The organism is Pseudomonas sp. S3_E10, assembly GCF_054667615.1.
Genome location: NZ_CP162743.1, coordinates 619,181 through 639,768 on the forward strand (window position 1 = coordinate 619,181; position 20,588 = coordinate 639,768).

General features: G+C 62.6%; 20 protein-coding genes. 6 read left to right on the plus strand and 14 right to left on the minus strand.

All coding sequences use genetic code 11. From position 1 onward, the window contains the following. Positions 1–138: 138 nt before the first annotated feature. Positions 139–615, plus strand: coding sequence for a MarR family winged helix-turn-helix transcriptional regulator (locus AB4N98_RS02505; protein ID WP_017528254.1), 477 nt, complete (start codon positions 139–141; stop codon positions 613–615). Between the two features lie 137 nt (positions 616–752). Next, on the plus strand, positions 753–2,237 hold the full coding sequence (locus tag AB4N98_RS02510) for an aldehyde dehydrogenase family protein (RefSeq protein ID WP_065878580.1): 1,485 nt from the start codon (positions 753–755) through the stop codon (positions 2,235–2,237). Positions 2,238–2,911: 674 nt separating this feature from the next. Here the strand turns inward: AB4N98_RS02510 and feaR are convergent. Genes feaR through AB4N98_RS02545 form a run of 7 tightly spaced genes read right to left on the minus strand, consistent with a single transcriptional unit; the run spans position 2,912 to position 10,131 of the window. Continuing rightward, on the minus strand, positions 2,912–3,811 hold the full coding sequence (feaR, locus tag AB4N98_RS02515; RefSeq protein ID WP_065878584.1) for a transcriptional regulator FeaR: 900 nt from the start codon (positions 3,809–3,811) through the stop codon (positions 2,912–2,914). 22 nt (positions 3,812–3,833) lie between these two features. Further along, positions 3,834–5,045 (minus strand): MFS transporter, encoded by a 1,212-nt coding sequence (locus AB4N98_RS02520; RefSeq protein WP_460149207.1) that lies wholly within the window; start codon positions 5,043–5,045, stop codon positions 3,834–3,836. 29 nt (positions 5,046–5,074) lie between these two features. Continuing rightward, a complete protein-coding gene (locus tag AB4N98_RS02525) occupies positions 5,075–6,286 on the minus strand; it encodes a multidrug effflux MFS transporter (protein ID WP_068936439.1) in 1,212 nt (403 codons plus the stop codon). After that, positions 6,283–7,131 carry an alpha/beta fold hydrolase gene (locus AB4N98_RS02530; protein WP_017526992.1) on the minus strand — a complete coding sequence of 283 codons (849 nt, stop codon included), beginning with the start codon at positions 7,129–7,131 and terminating at the stop codon, positions 6,283–6,285. Before AB4N98_RS02530 ends, AB4N98_RS02525 begins: the two co-directional genes overlap by 4 nt. 53 nt (positions 7,132–7,184) lie before the next feature. After that, a complete protein-coding gene (locus AB4N98_RS02535; protein ID WP_137220207.1) occupies positions 7,185–8,477 on the minus strand; it encodes an NAD(P)/FAD-dependent oxidoreductase in 1,293 nt (430 codons plus the stop codon). 58 nt (positions 8,478–8,535) lie between these two features. Beyond that, positions 8,536–8,958 (minus strand): RidA family protein, encoded by a 423-nt coding sequence (locus tag AB4N98_RS02540; RefSeq protein WP_017526990.1) that lies wholly within the window; start codon positions 8,956–8,958, stop codon positions 8,536–8,538. A 33-nt stretch (positions 8,959–8,991) separates the two neighbouring features. Further along, the gene (locus AB4N98_RS02545) at positions 8,992–10,131 is read right to left on the minus strand and encodes a tyramine oxidase subunit B (RefSeq protein ID WP_065878590.1); all 1,140 of its coding nucleotides are present in this window, start codon (positions 10,129–10,131) and stop codon (positions 8,992–8,994) included. Positions 10,132–10,315: 184 nt separating this feature from the next. On the opposite strand from AB4N98_RS02545, the gene AB4N98_RS02550 reads away from it, so the two are divergent. The 4 genes from AB4N98_RS02550 (at position 10,316) to AB4N98_RS02565 (ending at position 13,747) form a co-directional block, all read left to right on the plus strand. Continuing rightward, complete coding sequence (locus AB4N98_RS02550; RefSeq protein ID WP_017526988.1) at positions 10,316–11,143, plus strand: helix-turn-helix domain-containing protein; 828 nt, start codon at positions 10,316–10,318, stop codon at positions 11,141–11,143. 135 nt (positions 11,144–11,278) lie between these two features. Continuing rightward, a complete protein-coding gene (locus tag AB4N98_RS02555; protein WP_017526986.1) occupies positions 11,279–12,007 on the plus strand; it encodes a response regulator in 729 nt (242 codons plus the stop codon). Further along, on the plus strand, positions 12,004–13,095 hold the full coding sequence (locus AB4N98_RS02560; protein ID WP_017526985.1) for an ATP-binding protein: 1,092 nt from the start codon (positions 12,004–12,006) through the stop codon (positions 13,093–13,095). The genes AB4N98_RS02555 and AB4N98_RS02560 overlap by 4 nt, the downstream gene beginning before the upstream one ends. 289 nt (positions 13,096–13,384) lie before the next feature. After that, positions 13,385–13,747, plus strand: a complete 363-nt coding sequence (locus tag AB4N98_RS02565) for a hypothetical protein (protein WP_026067202.1) — start codon at positions 13,385–13,387, stop codon at positions 13,745–13,747. A 436-nt stretch (positions 13,748–14,183) separates the two neighbouring features. On the opposite strand, the gene AB4N98_RS02570 is transcribed toward AB4N98_RS02565, so the two are convergent. From AB4N98_RS02570 to AB4N98_RS02600, 7 genes are all read right to left on the minus strand, one after another. Next, positions 14,184–15,125, minus strand: a complete 942-nt coding sequence (locus AB4N98_RS02570) for a helix-turn-helix domain-containing protein (RefSeq protein ID WP_065878594.1) — start codon at positions 15,123–15,125, stop codon at positions 14,184–14,186. 76 nt (positions 15,126–15,201) lie between these two features. Further along, positions 15,202–15,981, minus strand: a complete 780-nt coding sequence (locus AB4N98_RS02575) for a 2-keto-4-pentenoate hydratase (protein ID WP_017526982.1) — start codon at positions 15,979–15,981, stop codon at positions 15,202–15,204. Beyond that, positions 15,978–17,585 (minus strand): bifunctional 3-(3-hydroxy-phenyl)propionate/3-hydroxycinnamic acid hydroxylase, encoded by a 1,608-nt coding sequence (locus AB4N98_RS02580; RefSeq protein ID WP_017526981.1) that lies wholly within the window; start codon positions 17,583–17,585, stop codon positions 15,978–15,980. The genes AB4N98_RS02575 and AB4N98_RS02580 overlap by 4 nt, the downstream gene beginning before the upstream one ends. Positions 17,586–17,646: 61 nt before the next feature. After that, positions 17,647–18,249: an amino acid synthesis family protein gene (locus AB4N98_RS02585; protein ID WP_460069187.1), complete on the minus strand. Its 603-nt coding sequence runs from the start codon at positions 18,247–18,249 to the stop codon at positions 17,647–17,649. 15 nt (positions 18,250–18,264) lie between these two features. Beyond that, entirely contained in the window at positions 18,265–18,723 is a 459-nt protein-coding gene (locus AB4N98_RS02590) for a VOC family protein (RefSeq protein ID WP_017526979.1), read from the minus strand. Positions 18,724–18,734: 11 nt separating this feature from the next. Beyond that, positions 18,735–19,775 carry a VPS10 domain-containing protein gene (locus AB4N98_RS02595; RefSeq protein ID WP_137220209.1) on the minus strand — a complete coding sequence of 347 codons (1,041 nt, stop codon included), beginning with the start codon at positions 19,773–19,775 and terminating at the stop codon, positions 18,735–18,737. A gap of 12 nt (positions 19,776–19,787) precedes the next feature. Further along, complete coding sequence (locus tag AB4N98_RS02600) at positions 19,788–20,582, minus strand: SDR family NAD(P)-dependent oxidoreductase (protein ID WP_017526977.1); 795 nt, start codon at positions 20,580–20,582, stop codon at positions 19,788–19,790. Positions 20,583–20,588 lie beyond the last annotated feature (6 nt).

Consider the following 20,588-nt stretch of genomic DNA (forward strand, 5'->3'; position numbering starts at 1 on the left):
TTTTTTCACACTCACCGAATATTACGTGAATTGTCAATTATATTTCCGCGCACAATGGCGTCTGTAGGGCGGTCAAAACCCGTGTCGGATTCACGAGAAAAGTCTATGATTACTCGCCTCCTTCGACATGAGCAGACCATGAGCCCACCCAAGAAACACGCAGGCCGCTACGACCCCGGCAGTGAAGACTTTCACAAGGAAGATTTCCCGTTCTACTGGCTCGCCATGGTGCATGGCCGCTACAGCCAGTACATGGAAAAGGCCCTGAAAAAAATCGGCCTGGACATCCCGCGCTGGCGGGTGCTGTTCATCCTCAAGGAGAACGGCCAGTCGAGTATTTCGGAAATTTCCACGCATGCTATCGCCAAGCTGTCGACCATCACCAAGACGGTTTACCGCATGAAGGAAGACGGCCTGGTGGATACCGCGCCGTGCGAGGACGACGGCCGGGTCACCCAGGTGCGCATCACCGCGCAGGGGCGCGAGGCGATTGAACGCATCCAGGCGGCCACCGGTGACGTGTTCAAGCGCAGTTTCACCGGCATGACCGAAGCGCAGATCCAGCGCCTGAACCGCATGCTCGAAACGGTGTTCGATAACCTCGGCGAACCCTAGGCCGGCGCGGCACTGCCTGTCAGGCATAACCAAGTTCCAGGCGGGCTCGCACAAGCCGGCAAACGCGCATCCGTTTTTAATGCAAAGGTCTTTCGAGCGCGCTTCGGGCGCGACGAACCTTTCATTGGAGCGCCGCCATGCACATTGCCTTACTGCCTTCAGTCGTTGCCTTCCTGGGCCGCGACCACTCCAACTTCATCGACGGCGCCGCGCACACCAGCGCGTCCACCCAGCGCATCGGCGTGGTCGACCCCGGCACCGGCGAAACAATCGCCCATCTGCGCGACGCCCAGGCCGAAGACGTAAACCTGGCCGTCAACAATGCGAACGCAGCCTTCAAGGGCGCCTGGGCGCAGGTCACGCCCTACCAGCGCGGTGTCCTGCTCAACCGCCTGGCCGACCTGATCGAGGCCCATGGCGAAGAACTGGCGCAGTTGGAAACCCTGAGTTCCGGCAAGTCGATCAACCTGTCGCGCCATATCGAAGTGGGCCAGAGCGCGGTGTTCCTGCGTTATTTCGCCGGCTGGGCGACCAAGATCGGCGGCCAGACCATGAGCCCCTCGTTTCCCAGCCTGGACGGCGAGCAGTACAGCGCCTATACCCTGCGCGAACCGGTAGGCGTGGTAGCGGCCATCGTGCCGTGGAATTTCTCGCTGATGATCGGCGTGTGGAAACTCGGCGCCGCGCTGACCACCGGCTGTACCGTGGTGCTCAAACCCAGCGAGTACACCCCGCTGTCCCTGTTGCGCCTGGCGGAACTGGCAATCGAGGCCGGGATTCCGGCGGGCGTGATCAATGTGGTCAATGGCCGTGGCCAGGTCGGCCAACAGTTGATCGAACACCCTGGCGTGCGCAAGGTGTCGTTCACCGGCTCGGTACCCACCGGTATCGCCGTGGGCAAGGCCGCCATGGCCGCCGACCTGACCCGTGTCACCCTGGAACTGGGCGGCAAGAACGCCGCCGCGCTGCTGGCCGACGCCAATGTGGATGACGCCGTGGCGCGCTTCGTGCAGTCAGCCTATGTGCATCAGGGCCAGGTGTGTGCATCGCCCGAGCGTTTGTTCGTGCACCGCTCTCTCATCGGGCACGTCACCCAGAAAATGGTCGCGACGTTGTCGCAGCTGGTCATCGGTTCGCCCCTGGATGAACATGCCCAGTTCGGCCCGCTGTCGAACAAGGCGCACCTGGACAAGATCCTCGGCTTTTTCGACCGAGCCCTGCAAGGCAACCAGGTGGTATACGGCGCGCGTGCCGTGGACCGCGCCGGCTACTACGTGGAGCCGACGCTGATCGTGGCCACCGGCAGGGACGACCCGCTGCTGCACGAGGAAACCTTCGGCCCGGTGGTGTGTGTGCTTGCGTTCGACGACGAAGAGGAACTGGTCGAACTGATGAACGACAGCCCGTTCGGCCTTACGGCGAGTATCTGGACCAACGACTTGTCCAAGGCCCTGCGCCTGATCCCGCAAATCGAAGCGGGCACGGTGTGGGTCAACATGCATACGTTTGTCGACCCCAGTGTGCCGTTTGGCGGCGTGAAGGCTTCGGGCATTGGTCGTGAATTCGGCAGTGCGTTTATCGATGATTACACTGAGCTGAAATCGGTGATTATTCGTTACTGAGATGGGTGGGGGTGCTTGTTTGCGTGGCGGCCTTAGGGCCGACCAGGTTCGTTGGGTGTGAGTACATATCCGTTGCCGCGGTCACGGCGGCTATGGGTTCCGCCCTTACGGCGGGTCACTTTTGGAAAAGAGCCCCAAAAGTAACCAAAAGGGCTCTTGCCCCAACACTCGGCACCTCGCTTAGGCTCGGTGTGCCCTCACTCCGGCTTGAATACGTGGGCCGCCGCCACGCGCCATCCATGGCGCGGGGCGGCTAACCCGGCGTCCTGCCGGGTTACCCACGGATTCAAGCCTGCGTTCGGCCAGCGTGTTTAACGGGGCGCCTAAGATCAAAAGCAAAAGCAAAAGCCAGATCAAAAGATTGCTGACTTCGTCAGCGGCTGAGGAAGTAGAAGCGGCACCGCGTACGCCTCAACGGTCAGGTCGGCTCTAAGGCCGCCTCGCTTTGTTTTTGATCTGGAGCGCCCCGTTAACCACGCTGTCGGATTACGGGCACACCGAGCCTAGGCGAGGTGCCGAGTGGTGGGGCAAGAGCCTTTTGGTTACTTTTGGGCTCTTTCCAAAAGTGACCCGCCGTAAGGGCGGAACCCATAGCCGCCGTGACCGCAGCAACGGATATGCACACACTAAACCCCAAAAAAAGCGTTCACCCCGAAGCCCCCAGCAACCCAGCCTCAGTACCCACGATGTCTATAACTGCTCGGTGTCAGCCCCGTCTGCCTCTTGAACGCCTTGGAAAAATGCGCCGAATCGGCAAACCCCCAGTAGCTGCCAATATCAGTGATCGAACGATGCGCGCAAACGGGGTCGCGCAGGTCTTGCGCGGCCTTCGACAACCGCTCCCGCAGGATGTAGCGGCAGACACTGTCGCCACTGGCCTCAAACAACCTGTAGAGCTGACGGCTGGAGATGCCCAGCTCTTCGGCCAGCAACGCCGGAGACAGCCGGGGTGATTCAAGCCGTTGCTGAATGAGCGATTGCACCTCATGCAACTGCCATCCCGGCGAGTGGTCGCTCGCACGGTACTCCAGCACCGAGGCCAGCAAGGCCACCAGCGCCCTTGGCACACCCTCGCCATCCTGCGCGCAAGACCACTGCGCCAGCTCGCCCGCAGCGAGCTGACGGACCAGCGTGCCCAGCAGTTGGCCGCACACCCCGGTGGTCGACAGCTTGCCGAAGCGGTTGCGGTCCAGGCCCTTGAGCAACTCGCTCGGCAGCGGAATCGACACATGGGCGAACAACCCCATGGGGGTCATTTTCACCGCGCCGCAAAAGTCCAGCAAAGCCAGGTCACCCGCGCGCAGGTCAAGCACCTTGTCGCCCAGCTCGATACTCATCGAGCCCTGCTGCTGCAACACCAGAAAACACCGCGCCGATGAGTCGCGCCCGCTTGAGCCGGCGGCCTTGGCAATCACACTGGCATTGCTGCGAATATGGGCGACCGCCGTGGTGCCCACCAGCGTCTGTTGCATGTCGCCGATGAACAGGCTCTGGCAATGGTCATAGCGCGTATCGAAACGGCCACAGGCCGCGTGCACACGCTCGTTCCACGCCGACAACGCTTGACCGCGCATGGGTATTCCCCTTGTTACTCGCTCACACCCCGGACATAACGGCGCTGCCCGCAGCCTGGGTACGCTGGAATGCCAGTTGGGCTCTCAACACCGCCGCACCATAGATGGCCAGCACCGCCACCGAACAGGCACCCGAGAACACCAACACCGCCGAGTAGCCGAATGCCTCGATCAGAAACCCACCGATGGCCGGCCCGAACGCCGCGCCGAGGGACAGGCAGAGCGCGCCCAGCGCGACGAGCTTGCCCGAGAGGTCAAACTCGGCCATGACGCCAAAGGTATAGGCCAGCACGAAGCCGATCGAAAACAGAAAACAGATCACGCCTATCACGTAGCTCGTCAGGGAAGCGAACTGCGCCAGTGCCACCAGGCCCAGCAACTCTGCGAGGATAACCACGGCCACCGGCATGAAGCGCCCCACGTTCAGGCCGATCGCCGACGCGATGAAGCCACCGCCCGCATTGATCAAAAACCCCAGCGCCAGCACCATGCCGATGGTGTCGGAAGCCAGGCCGGTCTTTTTGCCCATGAGCTCGAGGAACGCCCATACCGACATAATGCCGGTCAGGAACACCAGGCTGGCCACCAGGCTCAACCACACGATGGTGCGACTCTCGGCGCTGGCAATCCGCACCTGGGCACCGGCCGCATCCCGTTGCCGCTCGCTGCGACGCGGCACCCAGGGCAGCGGCAGGATCCCCATCACCACCATGGCAATCGCGATGGTGATCAACATACCTTCAAACCCCCACACCGGGGCCACCGCCACCGGCAGCACGATGAGCAGCAAGGCGCCCGGCACGGTCTCGATACCCAGCTTGAAACCAAACGCACGTTCGGGCTGCGAGCTGTCACCGAAAATCGTCATCGCCAGGGCATACAAGGCACCTGTGCCGGCGCCCGCCAGGGTCATGATCACCAGCAGCGCTTGATAGGACGGGTTGCGCAGCACAAACAGGATCGCCCCCACCACCAGCGCCGACGACAACGCCGAAATGACCCGCCAACTGAGCCGGTGAATCCACAGCAAAGACGCCAGCCCGAACGCGCCAAACCCCAGGTTCATGGCCATCGCCAGGTTGCCCAGTTGGTGCTCGCCAAGCCCAAAACGCTCGGCAAACGCGCCAAACAGCAAGGGCAGCACGTTCAACAACAGCGCACCTGCGCCCGAGACCAGCCCTGCACACACATAGACGGAGGTTTTATCGATCGGATTTATTTTTGTAGTTTTCATTCCAATATCCTGGTTTTTTTAACAGCGGCTCACGTTTGCTCGACAACATCCTGCACCGCGACCGCGCGGGCAGGCATACGCAGGCTGACTGCATAGGCAACAAGGCAACCCAGCCCACAACATCCCACCACCAGGCACATCGGCCAGGCGCTGCCATCAGCCAAGTGGCTGACCCACAGGCTGGCCAGCGCTCCAATAGCGAATTGCACCGAAATCCCCAAGGCCACGCTTGCACCGGCCTGGCGCGGGAACAGCGCCATCAGGCTGGCCGTGCAATTGGCGCCGAGCAAGCCGGTCACACCCATATAGAGCACCATGCAACCCACGATGCTCGCCAGCCCGCCCCAGCCGGTAAACCCCACGATCAGCAGCGCCAGCCCTGCCCCGCACGCCAGCATGGCGCCCACCCCGAGCATGCGTTGCGGCCCATAACGGCCCACCCAGCGTGCGTTGATAAAGGTCACCAGGATGATGCCGAGGATATTCAGGGCGAACAGCGCGCTGAACATGCGTGGCGACACCCCGAAGTACACGACATACACAAACGGCGAGGCGGTGATAAAGGCGAACATGCCGCCGAACGCCAATGACATGCACAAGATCAGCGCCACCGCCCTGGGTTGCCGGGCAATGGCCAGGTAAGCCGCGAACGCCGCCTGCACCGACGCCCCCCGCTCCTGCGGCGGCAGGCTTTCTTTCAAGGTCACCGCAACCAGCAACAGGCACAGGCTGGACAGGATGAACAAGGCCGCGAAGATCGTGCGCCAGCCCTGGATCAATACCAGCCAGGTGCCGATCATCGGCGCGACCAGTGTCGCCATCATGGTCAGCACGTGCATCCACGACAGCACTTTGGCCGCCTGCACCAGGCCCACCAGGTCCCTGGCGACCGTGCGGGCCAGCACCAACGCACCCGCCCCGCCCAACGCCTGGACAAAGCGCCAGGCAATCAACTGCTCGACGCTGCCGGCAAACAGGCAACCCAGGGTCGCCACGACATACAACGCCAGGCTGCCCAGCAACAGCGGACGACGGCCATAACGGTCCGACAACGGGCCGTAGCACAACATGCCCAGGCACAACCCGGCGAGAAAGGCGCTGATGGTGTGTTGCACCTGCGCGGTGCTGGTCGACAGGTCCTCGGCGATCTGCGGGAAGCTGGGCAGGTAAGTATCAATCGAAAAGGGCCCGAAGGCCGTCAGCGATGACAATAGTGCGATCAGGCGTGCTTGCGTCTTCATTGACCCGCAATCGCAAGGCTATCCAGGAACTCGATGACCAGCCGGTTGAAGATTTCGCCCTGGTCGTCATGCACATAGTGACTGGCATCCGCCACCTGCGCCGTGCGCACCCACGCATTGCTGTCACGCAGGGCTTGCAGCGTCGCCGCCGGCAGAAAGTCCGAGCGCATACCTCGAATGAACAAGGTCGGGCAATCCAGGGCGCGTACCGCCGGCCACAGGTCGGTCGGCTCAATGCTCAGGCGCGCCTCGGCGATACCTTGTTGGTCGTGGCGCCAGGTAATCGCGCCCGCGCTTTCCTTCATCGAATGCGCCAGCCGCGACGTCAGGCCCGCTGCCGACAAGCCGGGCCGCGACGCCTGCCAGAAGGCGCGGGCGGCGTCCCAAGTGTCGAAACGCAACGGGGTCTGGGCCATCTCGCGACGAATGCGCGCCGCACCGTCGCCCTGGCTTGAGGAACCGGGCCCGATGTCTTCGATGATCAGGCCAATCAAGCGCCCCGGATGCTGGCGTGCATACTCCAGCGCGTTGGCGCCCCCCAGCGAGTGCCCCAACAACACGAAGCGCTGCAAGCCGACATGGGCGACGAAGTCCTCCAGGTCGTGCACATAGGATTGGGTGTGGTAGCTGGCGGCCGGCGCCCAGTCACTCAGCCCGCGACCGCGCTGGTCCAGGGCATAGATGCAATAGCCATCGCCCAGTGCATCGACCAGTGACTCCCAGGTCTGGGCGTACGCGCGCAAGCCGTGCAGCAAGACCAAAGGCACGCCGCTCGGGTTGCCCCAGCGCAGCACATGCAGGTTCAGGCCTGAACGATTGGTGAAAAAACGGCTGTCCGGGTGCATAGGGTGGCTCCGCTAATCCGGGTAAAAGCGAGGGGCGTGGGGGGTGGACCTCGTTAGAAACGCTCAAACCGATAGGGGCTCGGGTCGATGATCGGGGTATGCCCGCTGACGATATCGGCGGCCAAATGGCCTGCCGCCGGCGAGGTGCCGAAGCCGTGCCCGGAGAAACCGGTGGCCACGGTCAGGCCGGGGATTTGCGCAACCGGCCCGATCACCGGGTTGGAGTCCGGCGTCACATCGATCGTGCCCGCCCAGGCCTCGGCTATCCGCGCTTGCTCGAACACCGGCCAGGCGGCCTTGAGGTTGTTCATCGCATCGTTATTGAGCCGGGGGTTGGCCGCCGGGTCCTGTACGCGCACGCGTTCGAACGGGCTGACACTGTCAGCCGACCAGCGCCGCGCAAGTGCCAGGTCGTTAAAGAAATATTTGCCCAGCGACACGTTCAACACACTGCGCTGCGCGCGAAATTGCGGCATGTATTGCTTGGCCAGCAACAGGTGATCGAGGGTCAGGAACGCGTCCAGCTTGCCGCGCTGGGTAATGATGAAGCCGCCATCCTTGTGCTTGCGAAAGGAAAAGTCCGGCGCGCCCACGGCAATTTCGGTGGGGCCCTGCATCGGATGGGTGCGCAACACCGAACAGGTCAAGGCCAGGGTCGGCAACGACACCCCCAGGTTACCCAGGAAGCGCCGCGACCACATGCCGCCGGCGAGTAACACCTGGTCGCAACGAATCTCGCCTTTTTCGGTGACCACGCCACTGACCTTGCCGGCCGACATCTGCAGCGTACGCACCGCGCACTGTTCGATGATCACCACGCCCAGCGCCATGGCGGCCTTGGCGATCGCGCTGCTGGCCAGGGTCGGTTCGGCACGCGCATCGGACGGCGTGTAGATCCCGCCGGCCCAGGCCCCCTCGCCGCCCGGCACCAGCGCTTCGATCTCGCGCTTGCTCAGCAACCGCGAGTCAAGCGACAACTGCTCGACCGATTTAAGCCAGCCTTCATGCATTGCCATTTGCGCCTCGTTATGGGCGACAAACATGATGCCTTCCTGGCGGTAGCCCACGTCCGCACCGACCCGCTCGGGCATTTGCGCCCACAAGCGGTCAGCGGCCAGGGCCAGTGGAATATCGTGCGCGTGGCGGCTGGTCTTGCGCACCCAGCCCAGGTTGCGCGAGGACTGCTCGCCGGCGATACGGCCTTTTTCCAAAACCACCACCGGGATATTGCGTTCGGCCAGTGTCAGTGCAGCGCTCAAGCCGATAATGCCGCCGCCGATAATGACAACGGCGGTGGCGGTGGGAAACTCGGTGGACGTATTCACGGGCGCAATAGTCGGGGCCATGATCAGGACTCGCAAAACAATTGAGGTCGGCCGCGCGAGGGCGCGGCCGCGGGACGGGTTATTGCGCCAGGCGAATCACTTCGACCTGGGCCTTGGAGGCGTTGCGATACGCCGTCACTTCCAGCTCCACCTTGTACACCGTCGAACCCAACGGCGGGCAGGTCACGGTGCTCGCCGGATCGACACCGCGGAATTTCTCGCCGATCAGGCCCATCACCGCCGGCACGTCCTTGGGGTCCTGGATAAATACCCGCGAGCACACCACATCGGCCAGGCTTGCATCGACGGCGGCCAGCGCGGTTTCGATGTTGGCGAACACTTGGTGCGTCTGCTCGAGGATGTCTTCAGGGATCAGTTTGGTCTGCGGGTTGCGCCCGGCGGTATTGGACACATAGATCCAGTTATCCACCACCACCAGGCGCGAATAGCTGGCCTGGTCTTCAAAGGGGGAACCGGTTTTGAGCTTGATGATTTTAGTCATGTCACAGGTCTCGTCAGTGGGGTAAAGGTTGGCTTAGCGCAGGACGGGGGTTTCCCACAGGTTGAGCTTCACGCCGATGCCTTTTTCCACGGCATTGCGGTACACCACGGTGCCCCAGGCGACGTCTTCCACCGGCATGCCGCCCACCGACATGATGATGATCTCTTCATCGTTGCGACGGCCCTGGGCATCACCGGCGACGATCTTGCCGATGTCTTCAAGCTCTGCGTGCTGCATCTTGCCTTCGGCGATCATGTCCATGAACCGCACACCAATCACCGGCACGCAGTGGTGCGCAGGCTTGGGCAGCTCTTCGAACCAGGCTTCGTAGAGGCCGGTGTTGTCGAGTACCTTGCGCACGTCGGCGCGCTCCATGCCTTCATCCAGCGAGCACGATGCCGGCATCGCCATGAAGCACCCCGGCTTGACCCACTCGCGCTTCACAATTGGGTAGATCGAGGGGTCGCCTGTCTCGCCGGAGCTACAATAAGTAACAAGGTCGGAACCACGCACCACCTCTTCGAGACTGTCGACCACCTTGATCGTGGTCACCTGCGGGTAAGTGTTTTTCACCCAGGCAATAAAATCGTTCAGGCTTTTCTCGCCACGGCCTTTGATCTTCAAGGTGTCGATGTGCGGGCAAACGGCGATGAATGCGGCGAGCGTGGTCTTGCCCATCACCCCGGGGCCGAGCAGGCCGACTACCTTCGAATCCTTGCGCGCCAGGTGCCGCGCGCCCACGCCGGGGATGGCGCCGGTGCGGTAGGCCGACAGCAGGTTGGCGGACATATGCGCCAGCGGTGCGCCGGTGTCGGGGTCGTTGAGGGTGAACATCAGGATCGAGCGGGGCAGGCCTTTTTCGCGGTTGGCGATATTGGAGCCGTACCATTTGACGCCCGCGGTGCAGAAGCTGCCGCCCAGGTAGGCCGGCATCGCCATCATGCGGCGGTCGGCGGTGGGCTTGGGCATGTTCGGGAACGGCGAATCCTTGGGGAATACCACCATCGCGCCATGGGAATCATTGTTCGGCCCGGCCATGCGATAGTCGCCGCTATAGAGCAGGCCGAACATCTCTTCCATGGTATTCACACAGGCGAGCATATCGGTTACGCCAGCGCGGATCATGTCCTGCTCGGACAGGTAGATGAAGTCTATTTTTGTAGTAGTGGACATAGTTATTCTCGGGCTGAAGGTGATATCGCTGCGGTAGGCGCTGCTCCCACGCTATCGAGGTCGAGTATCACGGCGCGTTTTGCGCCGGTATTGTAAATTTCGGACATCAAGGCCCGGCCCGCTCGTCTGAGTTGGCGCGAAAAATGCGTGAATATTCCCGCTTTTAGCCAACCCGAGTCCGCTCATGATCAACCCGAGTACGCCAACGCTGCGGCACCACACCGCGTACGAACAACCCTGGTTCGTGCTCAACTCATCGCGCTATTCGGTCATGCCTTCCCAACACCCGGCGATCTCGCATTTCTACGCCTTCGATGTGGCCCACTCGGCGGACCTGCTGGCGGTGCCGGACGGCTGCGTGGACATCGTGTTCGACTGCGACGCCACGCGCCCCAGCGTGAGGATCTGTGGCACACCGCTGCAAGCGCAACGGGTCGAGCTGCTGCAGGATCACCACTACTTCGGCGTGCGCTTCGCGCCGGGGGTGATTCCAGGCTTCATCAATGTGGTGGCCGAAGACCTGACCGAACAGGAATGGGACCTGCTGGAAGTGTCGGCCTTTGCCCAGCGCATTTTCGAGAGCATCGTGCAGGCCCCACAGCTGCACGAGCAGATGAAATTATTCAGTGACTACCTGGCCCCGCGCCTGATGGGCAGGACCTCAAAACTCACGGCCATGGTCATTCAACAAGCGCTGGCCCATCGGGGCGACCTGCGCATTCAGCAACTGGAAGACCTGAGTGGCTACACCAGCCGCACGATTCATCGCCAGTTCAGCCAGGACACCGGCGTGTCGCCCAAGACGTTCTGCCGGATCATTCGCTGCCAGGCGGCGCTGGAAACCCTGAACACCCGCAACGACGTATCGTTTTCGGACCTGGCCCTGGACCTGGGTTTTTCCGATCAGTCGCACTTTTTGCGCGACTTCAAGAAGCTGGTCAGCACGACCCCCTGCGACTACCAACGCAAAATGCTGCAGAGCGCCTGCAACGAGCGCATCCGTTTCGCCTGAGCGGCCCCTCCTCCCAGCTCGACGAATATTTATTCGCCTCTCCATCATTTCTCCATAAAACCTTCGCTGAACGTGCATGCTTGCGGTGCATCATCCAACCCGTTGCTGAAAAACCGTGCACCGAACGAGCAGACCATGACTGAATCACTCCCTGCATCACCCGCCCACCAGGCGCTGGTGCTGATCGCCGAAGACGAACCGGAAATCGCCGACATCCTCACGGCCTACCTCAAGCGCGCGGGTTTTCGTACGGCGCATGCGCCGGATGGGCGTCGCGCGCTCGAACTGCATCAGCAGCTCAAACCGGACCTGGTGCTGCTCGATGTGATGATGCCCAAGCTGGACGGCTGGAAGGTGCTGGCAGAGCTGCGCCATCGCGGCAACACGGCGGTGATCATGCTGACCGCGCACGACCAGGATATGGACAAGCTCATGGGCCTGCGCATCGGCGCGGACGACTACGTCGTCAAACCTTTCAACCCGGCGGAAGTCATCGCCAGAACCCAGGCCGTGCTGCGCCGCTGCGGCGAACAGGGCCATGGCGCCGACCGCCGTGTACTGCGCGTCGACGCCTTTGAAATCGACATCGACAGCCATGAGGTGAACGTCCACATCGGCACGCAAAAACAGCCGTTGCACCTGACGGTCACCGAGTTCAAGTTGCTCGCCCAGTTGGCCAAGGCGCCGCGCCGAGTGTTCAGCCGTGCCGAACTGCTGGTGCTCTGCTCGCCGGAAAGCGACAGCCTGGAGCGTACCGTCGACAGCCATATCAGCAAGCTGCGCCGCAAGATCGAAGACCTCGGCCTGCAGGGCGTGCCCGCCAGCATCCGTGGCGTCGGCTACCGGTTCGGGAGCCAGGCATGAACGTGGCCAACAGTCTGAGCCGGCAGATCATCGTGTCGATGTCGGCCGTGGTCCTGTGCGTGATTGCGCTCGCGGTGGTGGGTTCCTATGTGTTCTACGCAGTGCTCTGGACAATCGCGCCACCCACGGAGTTGGAAATGGAAGCGAACGAATGGCTGCCCACAGGCGTGGAATGGGTGTGGATGGGCCTGATCACCTGCGTCAGCCTGGGGGTCGGCGCGGCGGTGGCCGTCAAGTTGTCCAAACGCATTCTGGCGCCGCTCAATTCGGTGGCGGCGAGCCTGCGCAGCCTGGCTGACGGTGACCTGGATGCCCGCGCCGTGGCGCCCGATCTTTCCCTGGGTGAAGCCGCCCTGTTGGTCAATGACTTCAACAGCATGGCCAACCGACTCAAACGCATGGCCGAGGAACAAGCCTTCTGGAACGCTGCCATTGCCCACGAACTGCGCACCCCGCTGACTATCCTGCGCGGCCGTCTGCAGGGGCTGGCCGAGGGCGTTTTCGCGCCGGATACCGCGCAGTTCTACAGCCTCCTGGGCCAGGTCGAGGGCTTGACCCGACTGGTCGAAGACCTTCGCGTGGTGGGCATGAGCGACAACGGCCATTTGGAGCTGGCACTTCAGGAGGTGGAACTGGCCGACGCACTGGAGGCTGAAGCTCGCTTGTTCGAACCCAGCCTGAACGGTGCCGGTTTTGCCTTGCAATTAAACCTGCGCAAGGGCCCCGTGCACTGCGACGCCGATCGCATCCGCCAGGCCTTGCTGGCGCTGCTGGACAATATTCGTCGGCATGCCACGCCGGGCATCGTCAGCATCGAACTGGGCAGTGACGAGCGCGGCCATTTCCTGAGGGTCGCGGATGAGGGCCCGGGGGTCGACGCGGCGTTCGCCGAGCACATTTTCGAGGCGTTCCAGCGCGGCGAACGTTCACGCTCGCGCGCCCAGGGCGGCAGCGGCCTGGGCCTGACCGTAGTACGCGCGATTGCCATCGCCCATGGCGGCGCAGTGACCTGTCGAACCGCGCTCAACAGCGGCACGTTATTTGAACTCAGCTGGCCTGGCGCCGCGCTGTTTAAGACTCAACCCTGACAACTTATCCGTACTAAATCGCACCAAGGTGATGGCATGCATTGCTCTATTGGCCTGTTCAAAAGAGTCAAAAAATACCGCCACTTTGCCTTACTGGACACACACGGACGTTGTATTGCTTTTATGAGTTGCCAAGGGATTCCCGCCAGGGGTGAATGGGTGGAAGTCAACGCAGTCAATGTCGCCTGGCTCGGCCAAACGCTGCCAGGCCGTGGGCACCCGGGCCAACAATAGCCACATCGTCGATGGCCCGGCTCCGATGTTTAACGTTGTTACTTGGATAACTGTTATGCCTACACAGCATTCAGCTCGGCACTCTATCGACCTTAAACAACTGGAAACGTCATTGACGCTCTATGCGTTTAAGTTGAGAAAGTTGCAACGCGTGTGGATCCCCCTGCAGCAGTACGCGCCGCAATGTGTATTGGCGCTGTGGTTGATCGGCGTGTGCGTTTCATTAGTCACGCTGTCGTATTACCACTGGCTGGTCATTGCCCCGGCTATTGGCCTGTTGATCACGCTGGAAATCATTATCGAGGAAGTCCAGATCGACCTGTTGTTGATGACTGACGAAGCGCGTTATCTGCTCGACGTCACCCGTGACATCTATCACCGTTCGACGCACTCCACAGGTGCCCCATGCCGTCCGTAACGCCGCCAAATGTGGGAGGGGGCTTGCCCCCGATGGCGGCCTGACCGGCGACCAGGATGTTGGATCGAGTAAATATCCGTTGCTGCGGTAACGGCTGCTTAGGGTTCCGCCCTTACGGCGGGTCACTTTTGGAAAGGAGCCCCAAAAGTAACCAAAAGGGCTCTTGCCCCAACACTCGGCACCTCGCTTAGGCTCGGTGTGCCCGAACGCAGGCTTGAATCCGTGGGTCGCCGCCACGCACCATCCATGGCGCGGGGCGGCTAACCCGGCGTCCTGCCGGGTTACCCACGGACTCAAGCCTGCCTTCGGCCAGCGTGTTTGACGGGGCGCCTGAGATCAAAATCTAAAGCAAGATCAAGAGCGGCTCGCTTCGCATCGTAGTTACCGATCCAGCTGATACATGGCGATCAAACATGTAGAAGCGCGCTTTGTCGTGTCAGTACTGTGCCCGGCGTGTTTCGGACGGCGATTCGCCGAACAGCTCACGATAGTGCGTGGCGAAATGGCTCAGGTGGAAAAACCCCATGGCCACAGCAATCTCACCCACGTTTTTCTCGCACGCGGGGGTGGCGATCAACTGTCGCCGGACCGCGTTGAGGCGCAGGTTGCGCAGGTATTCGACCGGCCGCATATCAGTCACGGCCTGGAAGCTGTTCTGCAGGGTCCTGCGACTGACGCGCAGTTGCTCACACAGGTCAAGAATGCTTAACGGCGCATCACCACTGGCAATAAGCAGTTCCTGGCTGCGCCGGACCAGGTAGGCACTCACCGCGAAATTGCCACGTCGGCAACGCACCTCATCGCCGGCGTGGCTGAACAGATCGAGGAACGCACCGAGCAGTTCGTCCTCGAGCATTTTTTCCGACGCCGGGCTGATCGCGTGCGCATGTTCCAAAAAGTGACGAAACAACGGGTGGATGCGCTGGCGAATACGCAACAGTAACGTTTCATCCACGCTGAGCGCCGACACGCTGGTGAGGCGCTTGAGCTGATCATTGGATAATTCCACCGCAGCCAGTTTGGCAAAACGTACGGCGTCGACGTTGAGCGCAAAAAAGTGCGTGCCTTGCGGCGCATGTAACACGAACTCTTCGCCGTCGCGCAGCAACACCACACTTTGCGCATTGACCTGCTGCCCCTGAACCACCGGCGGGCTGCCCAGGGACATGGCCGCGCACAAGCGTCCCTTGGGCGAGCGGCCGTGCTGCACCACGCGCTTGTCCAGCACCTCCTGGAAGATCTGAAAGCGATCGCCGGACAACTGCCACAGCTCGCTGGTCAGGCAACCACGGCCGAGCTGGTCATACACCTGCTGCCAGCCCTGGATCGAAACGGCGTGCTGTTGAGAGTCATTGAAGGTGCGGACTTGCGCGAGCATATTCGTCGTTCCTCGGCGGCCGGTTGCGTGGCTTGGGCCTGAAGGGGGCTTTGTCATCCCTGACGGCAGCTGGCGTTTACGCGGACGCGATGCCCGCGTGAAAAACCAAAGCCAGTTCCGTGCCAAGCATGTGCAGACGATACGTGCCCGGCTGAATATCCAGCGGTGCCAGCAGCGCACCGGACAGCACAACCTGCCCGGCCTCAACGCCCTGCCCGGCTGCCAACAGGCGCCGCACCAGCCAACACAGGTTCAACAGCGGGCTGTCTTCACGCTGCTGAGTGTCGCCGCTCCCCAATGGCGCACCGTCGTGTTCCAGGCGATAGGGCACGCAGCCATGCAGTGCCGGATCGAACGGCGTACGCGGGCCAACGCAATACAGCCCGGCGGCGGCGTTATCGGCAAGGAAGGCACCAAGCCCGAAACGCCAGCCCTGCCAGCGGCAGTCGGCGATCTCGAACGCCGGCGCCACTTCGGCCACGGCCGCCAGAATCGCCTCGTCGCTGTAGGCGCCCGGCGCCAGCGTGCGCCCGAATACCAGCGCCAGTTCGATCTCGAGCTTAGGCTGGATCAGCCGCGTAAACGGCACCGTGCTGCCCGGTTCAACTTCCATCGCAGGTGTAAGGGCGCCATACACCGGTTCATCCAGGCCAAAACGCGCTTGCGCCGCACGGCCGGCGAGGGCCACTTTCCAGCCACTCACACGCTCGCCCGCCGCCTGGCGGCGCGCCACGCCCTGATGCAGCAGCGCGTAGCCCTGCTGCCGGTCCAGCGCCTCTAGCGCAAGGGGTGCGAGCGCCCGAGCGCGGCGCCCGGCCTGGTGCAATTGTTCAAGCAGGTCATGGTCGTGGCTCATGACAGTTGCTCCGCCAGTTTGCGCAGCACGCCATCCAGGCGTTCAGGGGTGGTGATGGCGGCGACAAAGCGGTCCGGACGCACCACGACGATGCAGTCGCGCACCTTGGAGAACCATTCGCCCAGGCGGTTATCCACGTCCTCCACGCTCAGGGCGTCGGTGGCCGTCAACGGCTGGTTGCGCCCCACACCGCTGCGCGACCGGTTGACTTGAATGAACCGCGTGCCCCAACGCGCCCAATACTCGGCCATGGGTTGGCTGAGCTGGTCACGCGGGTTCACCCGGTAGCCAAGCACGGCATAGCCACTGCCCAGCATCTCGTCCAGGCGGCGGCGCTGGCCCTGGGCGTCTTCGATGTTCGGCTGGATGAACAACTGGCCCACCAGGTCGTCTTCACGCAGCTCGGCGCGCTCGTGATAAACCAGGCCCTTGGTGATGGTGGCCTTGGGTTTGAACTTGAACTCCAGCAAGTGCGAGCGCAGGTTGTCGACGCTGTTCACCGCCTGGAACAACCAGTCGCGCACGCCGGCCATCAGCGGATTGGTCAGGCCCAGTACCGCCCCCATGTTGTCGGCCAGCGCCACCAGCTCGGTGGCGTGGCCACGGCGTTCCTGGTCGTAGCTGGCCAGAATCGACGGCGCCGCGCGGCCCTGAATGATCGCCGCCAGTTTCCAGGCCACGTTGGCCACGTCGCGAAGGCCGGAGTTGAGGCCCTGCCCGGCCCAGGGTGGCGAAATGTGCGCCGCATCGCCCACCAGTGCCACTCGCCCTTGGACAAACCGCGCCGCGACCCGCGAATGGTGGGTATAGGCACGAATGCGGATGATATTGAGCTGGTCGACAGCGTCGCCGATATGCCCATGGATCAGTTGGCGAATCGTCGCCTCTTCGCACATTTTGGCTTCGTCTTCGCCCTCCATCAGCATGAATTCCCAGCGCCGCTGCTGATAAGGCAGGTAGATGCACACAAACGGCCGCTGCGGATCGGCATGCAGCGCGGTATAGGGCGCATCCAGGGTGTCGTTGGCCGTATCGACCACCACCCATTTGCGCGGATGGGTCAGCCCGAGCAGCTCGATACCCAGTTGTTTGCGCACGGTGGAACGGCCACCGTCGGCGCCGATCACGTAGTCGGCCTGCAGTGCATAGACCTCGCCAGCGGCGTCGCGTACCTGCAGGGTCACGCCGTGCTCGTCCTGCTCCAGCTCAAGCAGTTCATGGCCCTGGCGCAATTGGACACTGGCATGCTGCCCGAGCCGTTCGCGCAAGGTGCCTTCGAGCAGCTGCTGCATGAAAATATTGCGCATCGGCCAGCCGTACTGCGCGGCACTTGGCTTGACCTCGGCGAAACACACGCCGCGCGCGTTGTAATAGCGCAGCGGTACATCGCAAATCATGTCGCGCACCGCCAGCTCGGCAATGCCGATGCCCTGCAGCACGCGCAACGCCTCGTCGTCCATGCCCACCGCACGCGGGTAAGGCAGGATGCCGTCGGCCAGCTCAAGGACGACGCAGTCGATACCGTACATGCCCATAAAGTGCGCGGCCGTGATCCCGTTGGGGCCACCGCCCACGATGACAACCTGGGTTTTCTCCTGCTTCATCGCTATTCACCGCTTTCTTGTTGTGGTTTTTGTTCCAGCATCGCTCAAGCACGGGCGCGTATCAGTGCAGCCCGTCGATACCTTTTACATCCTCGGCGCGCAGGCCGCCCAGCCGCGCATGCAAACGCCCGCGCGTGGCGAAGGCCCAGATCACCACCACCTCATCCGGCGACGGGCCGTCACCGAAGGTCAGGGAAATACTGTCGTAATGCGAGCGCACGTACAGCGCGTCTTTATGGGCCAGCGGCACGTCCATGGTGGTGCCGGGGCCGCCACGCTTGCCGGTGGACGGCACCCACGACTTGCCGCCGCCCAGCGCCACGCGAATCGGATCGGCCGCCGGGTTGGTCAGGAACGCGTTGCCGTGCTCGTACTCGCCCGCGCTGCCCACCAGGATCGCCTTGCCATAACTGACAATCGGCTGCGCGCCGGCCAGGGCCTGGATGCGTCGACCAAACTCTTCGCCCAGCAGCGGCGACGGCTCGACCAATTGCCCGAGGTCTTCGCTGTAGCGTCCGGCATAGGGGTTGGCGATCACGGCGGCCACGGCGTATTTGAACAACGGCTCGCCATCGGCCAGTTGGCCGGTCTCATTGGCCAGGGTTTCTTCAACGAAGCTGTACCATTTGCGGATGTGATAGCTGGCGAAATTTGCGCTTTTCATGCTGTTTACCTTTGTTCAAATAGGGTCGAGGGGGTCGAGCGTGTAGTTGCGACTCGGCGCGCCGGCCGCCTTGAAGCGAGCCTTGCCGCGCGCATCGTCGTGCTCGGTCTCAAGGAAGAATTCCATGCGGTTGCAATCGGGGTCGTTGAAGTACAGGCCATGGCCGATTTCGTGGTCGGTGATCTTCACCACCTCCACGCCCTTTTTCAGCAACATGCCGTAGAGCTGGCGCAAGGTGGTCATGTCACCGGCGATTTCCAACCCGTAGTGCTGCAGCCCCAGCCCGCCCTGGTGAGCGCCGGGTTCTGCGCGAATCAACGCGATGTCGTGATGCTTGGTGCCAAACGCCATCATCACCCAGCTCTCGCCACGGGCGCTTTCATGCATGCCCAGGATGTCGGCGTACCAGCGCGCCGACACATCAGGATCACTCACCCATAGCGATAAGTGAGTGCGAAGGATTTCGACTTTCATCGCTCGCTACCTCAATGCTGTTTGACGATGGATTGGTGCCCGGCCTTGATCTGCGCCACCGCGGGCGTCCAGAGCACATCGGCGATTTCACTGAACTCGCGCCAGTGTTTCTGCCAGCCGTCACCGCCATTGTCGGAGGTGAACAGGTGACCGTACTTGGTACCGGCGACGATTTGCCGAGGGTTGGCCGGGTTGAACGCCAGCGCCCACACACACGAGTTAGGCTGTTGCGGCAGCGGCAGCACTTGCCAACTGAGCGCGGCGTCACGCGACACCAGCACCTTGCTGGTGGTGCCGGGGGTGCCGTCGGAAATGCTCAGGTACACGGTGTCTTGCGAGCCCGGCGGTGCGTTCATCGCACGCAGGTAATACAGGCCGAAGGCTTCACGGCCGATGATGCCGGTCCAGGTCAGCCCCTCGTCGAGGCTGCGATAGACCGCGTTGACGCACACCACCACGATGACTTTCTGGCCATGGTTGGGCAGCACGACGATGTTGTGAACGTCCGAGTTGAAGTCCCACAGCAGGCGGTCATCGACGCGGGTCCAGCTGTCGCCACCGTCGCGGGAATGGAACAGCCCACCCTCCTCCAGGCCGAACCACAGCTGGTTGCGGTCGCAGGGGTCATAGGCGAAGGCCAGCAAACGCGGACGGCTGACGCCATCGCAGAATTCAGGAATTTCCACCGGCGCGCGGTCCCAGCTTGCACCGCCGTCCAGGGTGCGCCACAGCACCGCGCGCGAGGGCGCCCCGGTGCCGACGAAAATCCGCCGGGCATCCTGCGGGTCCACCGCCACCTTCCACACGGTCCGGCCGTTGAACGGCGAGTCGACCTGTTGCCAGCGCCCGCCGGTGTCATGGCTGACGCACAAACCGATATCGGTGCCGGCATAGATCACCTCCGGCGTGCCGGGGTGCAGGCTCAGCGAACGGGTGATCGCATCGAATTCCAGGTCTTGCCCCAGGCCCAGGCGATGCCAGGTCTTGCCGTCGTCGGCGCTGCGGATAACCGCCTGGCCGACGGTGGCGACTAACAGGGTTCCGTTACTCATCGCAGTTGCTCCTCAGATGAAGATGCCACGGGTCAGGCCGCCGTCGATGCCGATGGATTCGCCGGTCACCGCGCCTGCCTTGGGGGATGCGAGGAAGCCGATCAGCCAGCCCATTTCGATCGGCGCCAGGGTGCGGCGAATCGGCGTGGCATCGATATAGCCCTGTTCGACCTGCTCCGGGGTCTTGCCCTGCTTGATCCCTTCGCGCTCGTACAGCTCACGGATGTGCGGGGTGTCCACGACGCCGGGGTGGATCAGGTTGACCGTAATGCCGCTGGCGCCCAACTGGTCGGACAGGGTCTTGGTCATGTGCGCGATGGCCAGGTTGCGCATGCCCGACAGCACTTTGCTGCTGCGCCCGGTGAGGCCACCGATATTGATGATGCGCCCGAAGCCGGCGGCCTTCATGTGTGGGGTCACGGCCTTGGCGCAACGGAAATAGCCGATCACCTTGGTATTGAGGTCCGACAGCAGTTCGTCGTCGCCGGCATGTTCGATGTCATTGCGCACCACGCCGGATGGCGCCGCCGCACCGTTGACCAGAATGTCGATGCGCCCGAAGTGCTTGTGCGCCGCTTCGACCATGTCCGACACGGCCTTCATGTCATTGGTGTCGCAGAACAGCGGCAGCACTTCATTGCCGGTCTGTGCGCTGATCTCTTCGGCGGCCTGGGTCAGGAACGCCATGCGCCGTGCGCAGATCACCACCTTGCAGCCTTCCTCGGACAGAAAACGTGCGACTTCCTTGCCGATGCCCATCCCACCGCCGGTGACGATGGCCACGCGGCCTTTCAATTCCAGATCCATAGCAAC

Bases quoted from the DNA above. Each gene is read 5' to 3' on its own strand.
- AB4N98_RS02600 (WP_017526977.1), bottom strand. From the start codon at position 20,582: ATGGATCTGGAATTGAAAGGCCGCGTGGCCATCGTCACCGGCGGTGGG.
- AB4N98_RS02510 (WP_065878580.1), top strand. From the start codon at position 753: ATGCACATTGCCTTACTGCCTTCAGTCGTTGCCTTCCTGGGCCGCGAC.
- AB4N98_RS02525 (WP_068936439.1), bottom strand. From the start codon at position 6,286: ATGAAGACGCAAGCACGCCTGATCGCACTATTGTCATCGCTGACGGCC.
- AB4N98_RS02585 (WP_460069187.1), bottom strand. From the start codon at position 18,249: ATGAAAAGCGCAAATTTCGCCAGCTATCACATCCGCAAATGGTACAGC.
- AB4N98_RS02535 (WP_137220207.1), bottom strand. From the start codon at position 8,477: ATGGCCCCGACTATTGCGCCCGTGAATACGTCCACCGAGTTTCCCACC.
- AB4N98_RS02565 (WP_026067202.1), top strand. From the start codon at position 13,385: ATGCCTACACAGCATTCAGCTCGGCACTCTATCGACCTTAAACAACTG.
- AB4N98_RS02555 (WP_017526986.1), top strand. From the start codon at position 11,279: ATGACTGAATCACTCCCTGCATCACCCGCCCACCAGGCGCTGGTGCTG.
- AB4N98_RS02595 (WP_137220209.1), bottom strand. From the start codon at position 19,775: ATGAGTAACGGAACCCTGTTAGTCGCCACCGTCGGCCAGGCGGTTATC.
- AB4N98_RS02560 (WP_017526985.1), top strand. From the start codon at position 12,004: ATGAACGTGGCCAACAGTCTGAGCCGGCAGATCATCGTGTCGATGTCG.
- AB4N98_RS02505 (WP_017528254.1), top strand. From the start codon at position 139: ATGAGCCCACCCAAGAAACACGCAGGCCGCTACGACCCCGGCAGTGAA.
- AB4N98_RS02530 (WP_017526992.1), bottom strand. From the start codon at position 7,131: ATGCACCCGGACAGCCGTTTTTTCACCAATCGTTCAGGCCTGAACCTG.
- AB4N98_RS02540 (WP_017526990.1), bottom strand. From the start codon at position 8,958: ATGACTAAAATCATCAAGCTCAAAACCGGTTCCCCCTTTGAAGACCAG.
- AB4N98_RS02590 (WP_017526979.1), bottom strand. From the start codon at position 18,723: ATGAAAGTCGAAATCCTTCGCACTCACTTATCGCTATGGGTGAGTGAT.
- AB4N98_RS02545 (WP_065878590.1), bottom strand. From the start codon at position 10,131: ATGTCCACTACTACAAAAATAGACTTCATCTACCTGTCCGAGCAGGAC.
- AB4N98_RS02575 (WP_017526982.1), bottom strand. From the start codon at position 15,981: ATGAGCCACGACCATGACCTGCTTGAACAATTGCACCAGGCCGGGCGC.
- AB4N98_RS02550 (WP_017526988.1), top strand. From the start codon at position 10,316: ATGATCAACCCGAGTACGCCAACGCTGCGGCACCACACCGCGTACGAA.
- AB4N98_RS02570 (WP_065878594.1), bottom strand. From the start codon at position 15,125: ATGCTCGCGCAAGTCCGCACCTTCAATGACTCTCAACAGCACGCCGTT.
- AB4N98_RS02520 (WP_460149207.1), bottom strand. From the start codon at position 5,045: ATGAAAACTACAAAAATAAATCCGATCGATAAAACCTCCGTCTATGTG.
- AB4N98_RS02580 (WP_017526981.1), bottom strand. From the start codon at position 17,585: ATGAAGCAGGAGAAAACCCAGGTTGTCATCGTGGGCGGTGGCCCCAAC.
- feaR (WP_065878584.1), bottom strand. From the start codon at position 3,811: ATGCGCGGTCAAGCGTTGTCGGCGTGGAACGAGCGTGTGCACGCGGCC.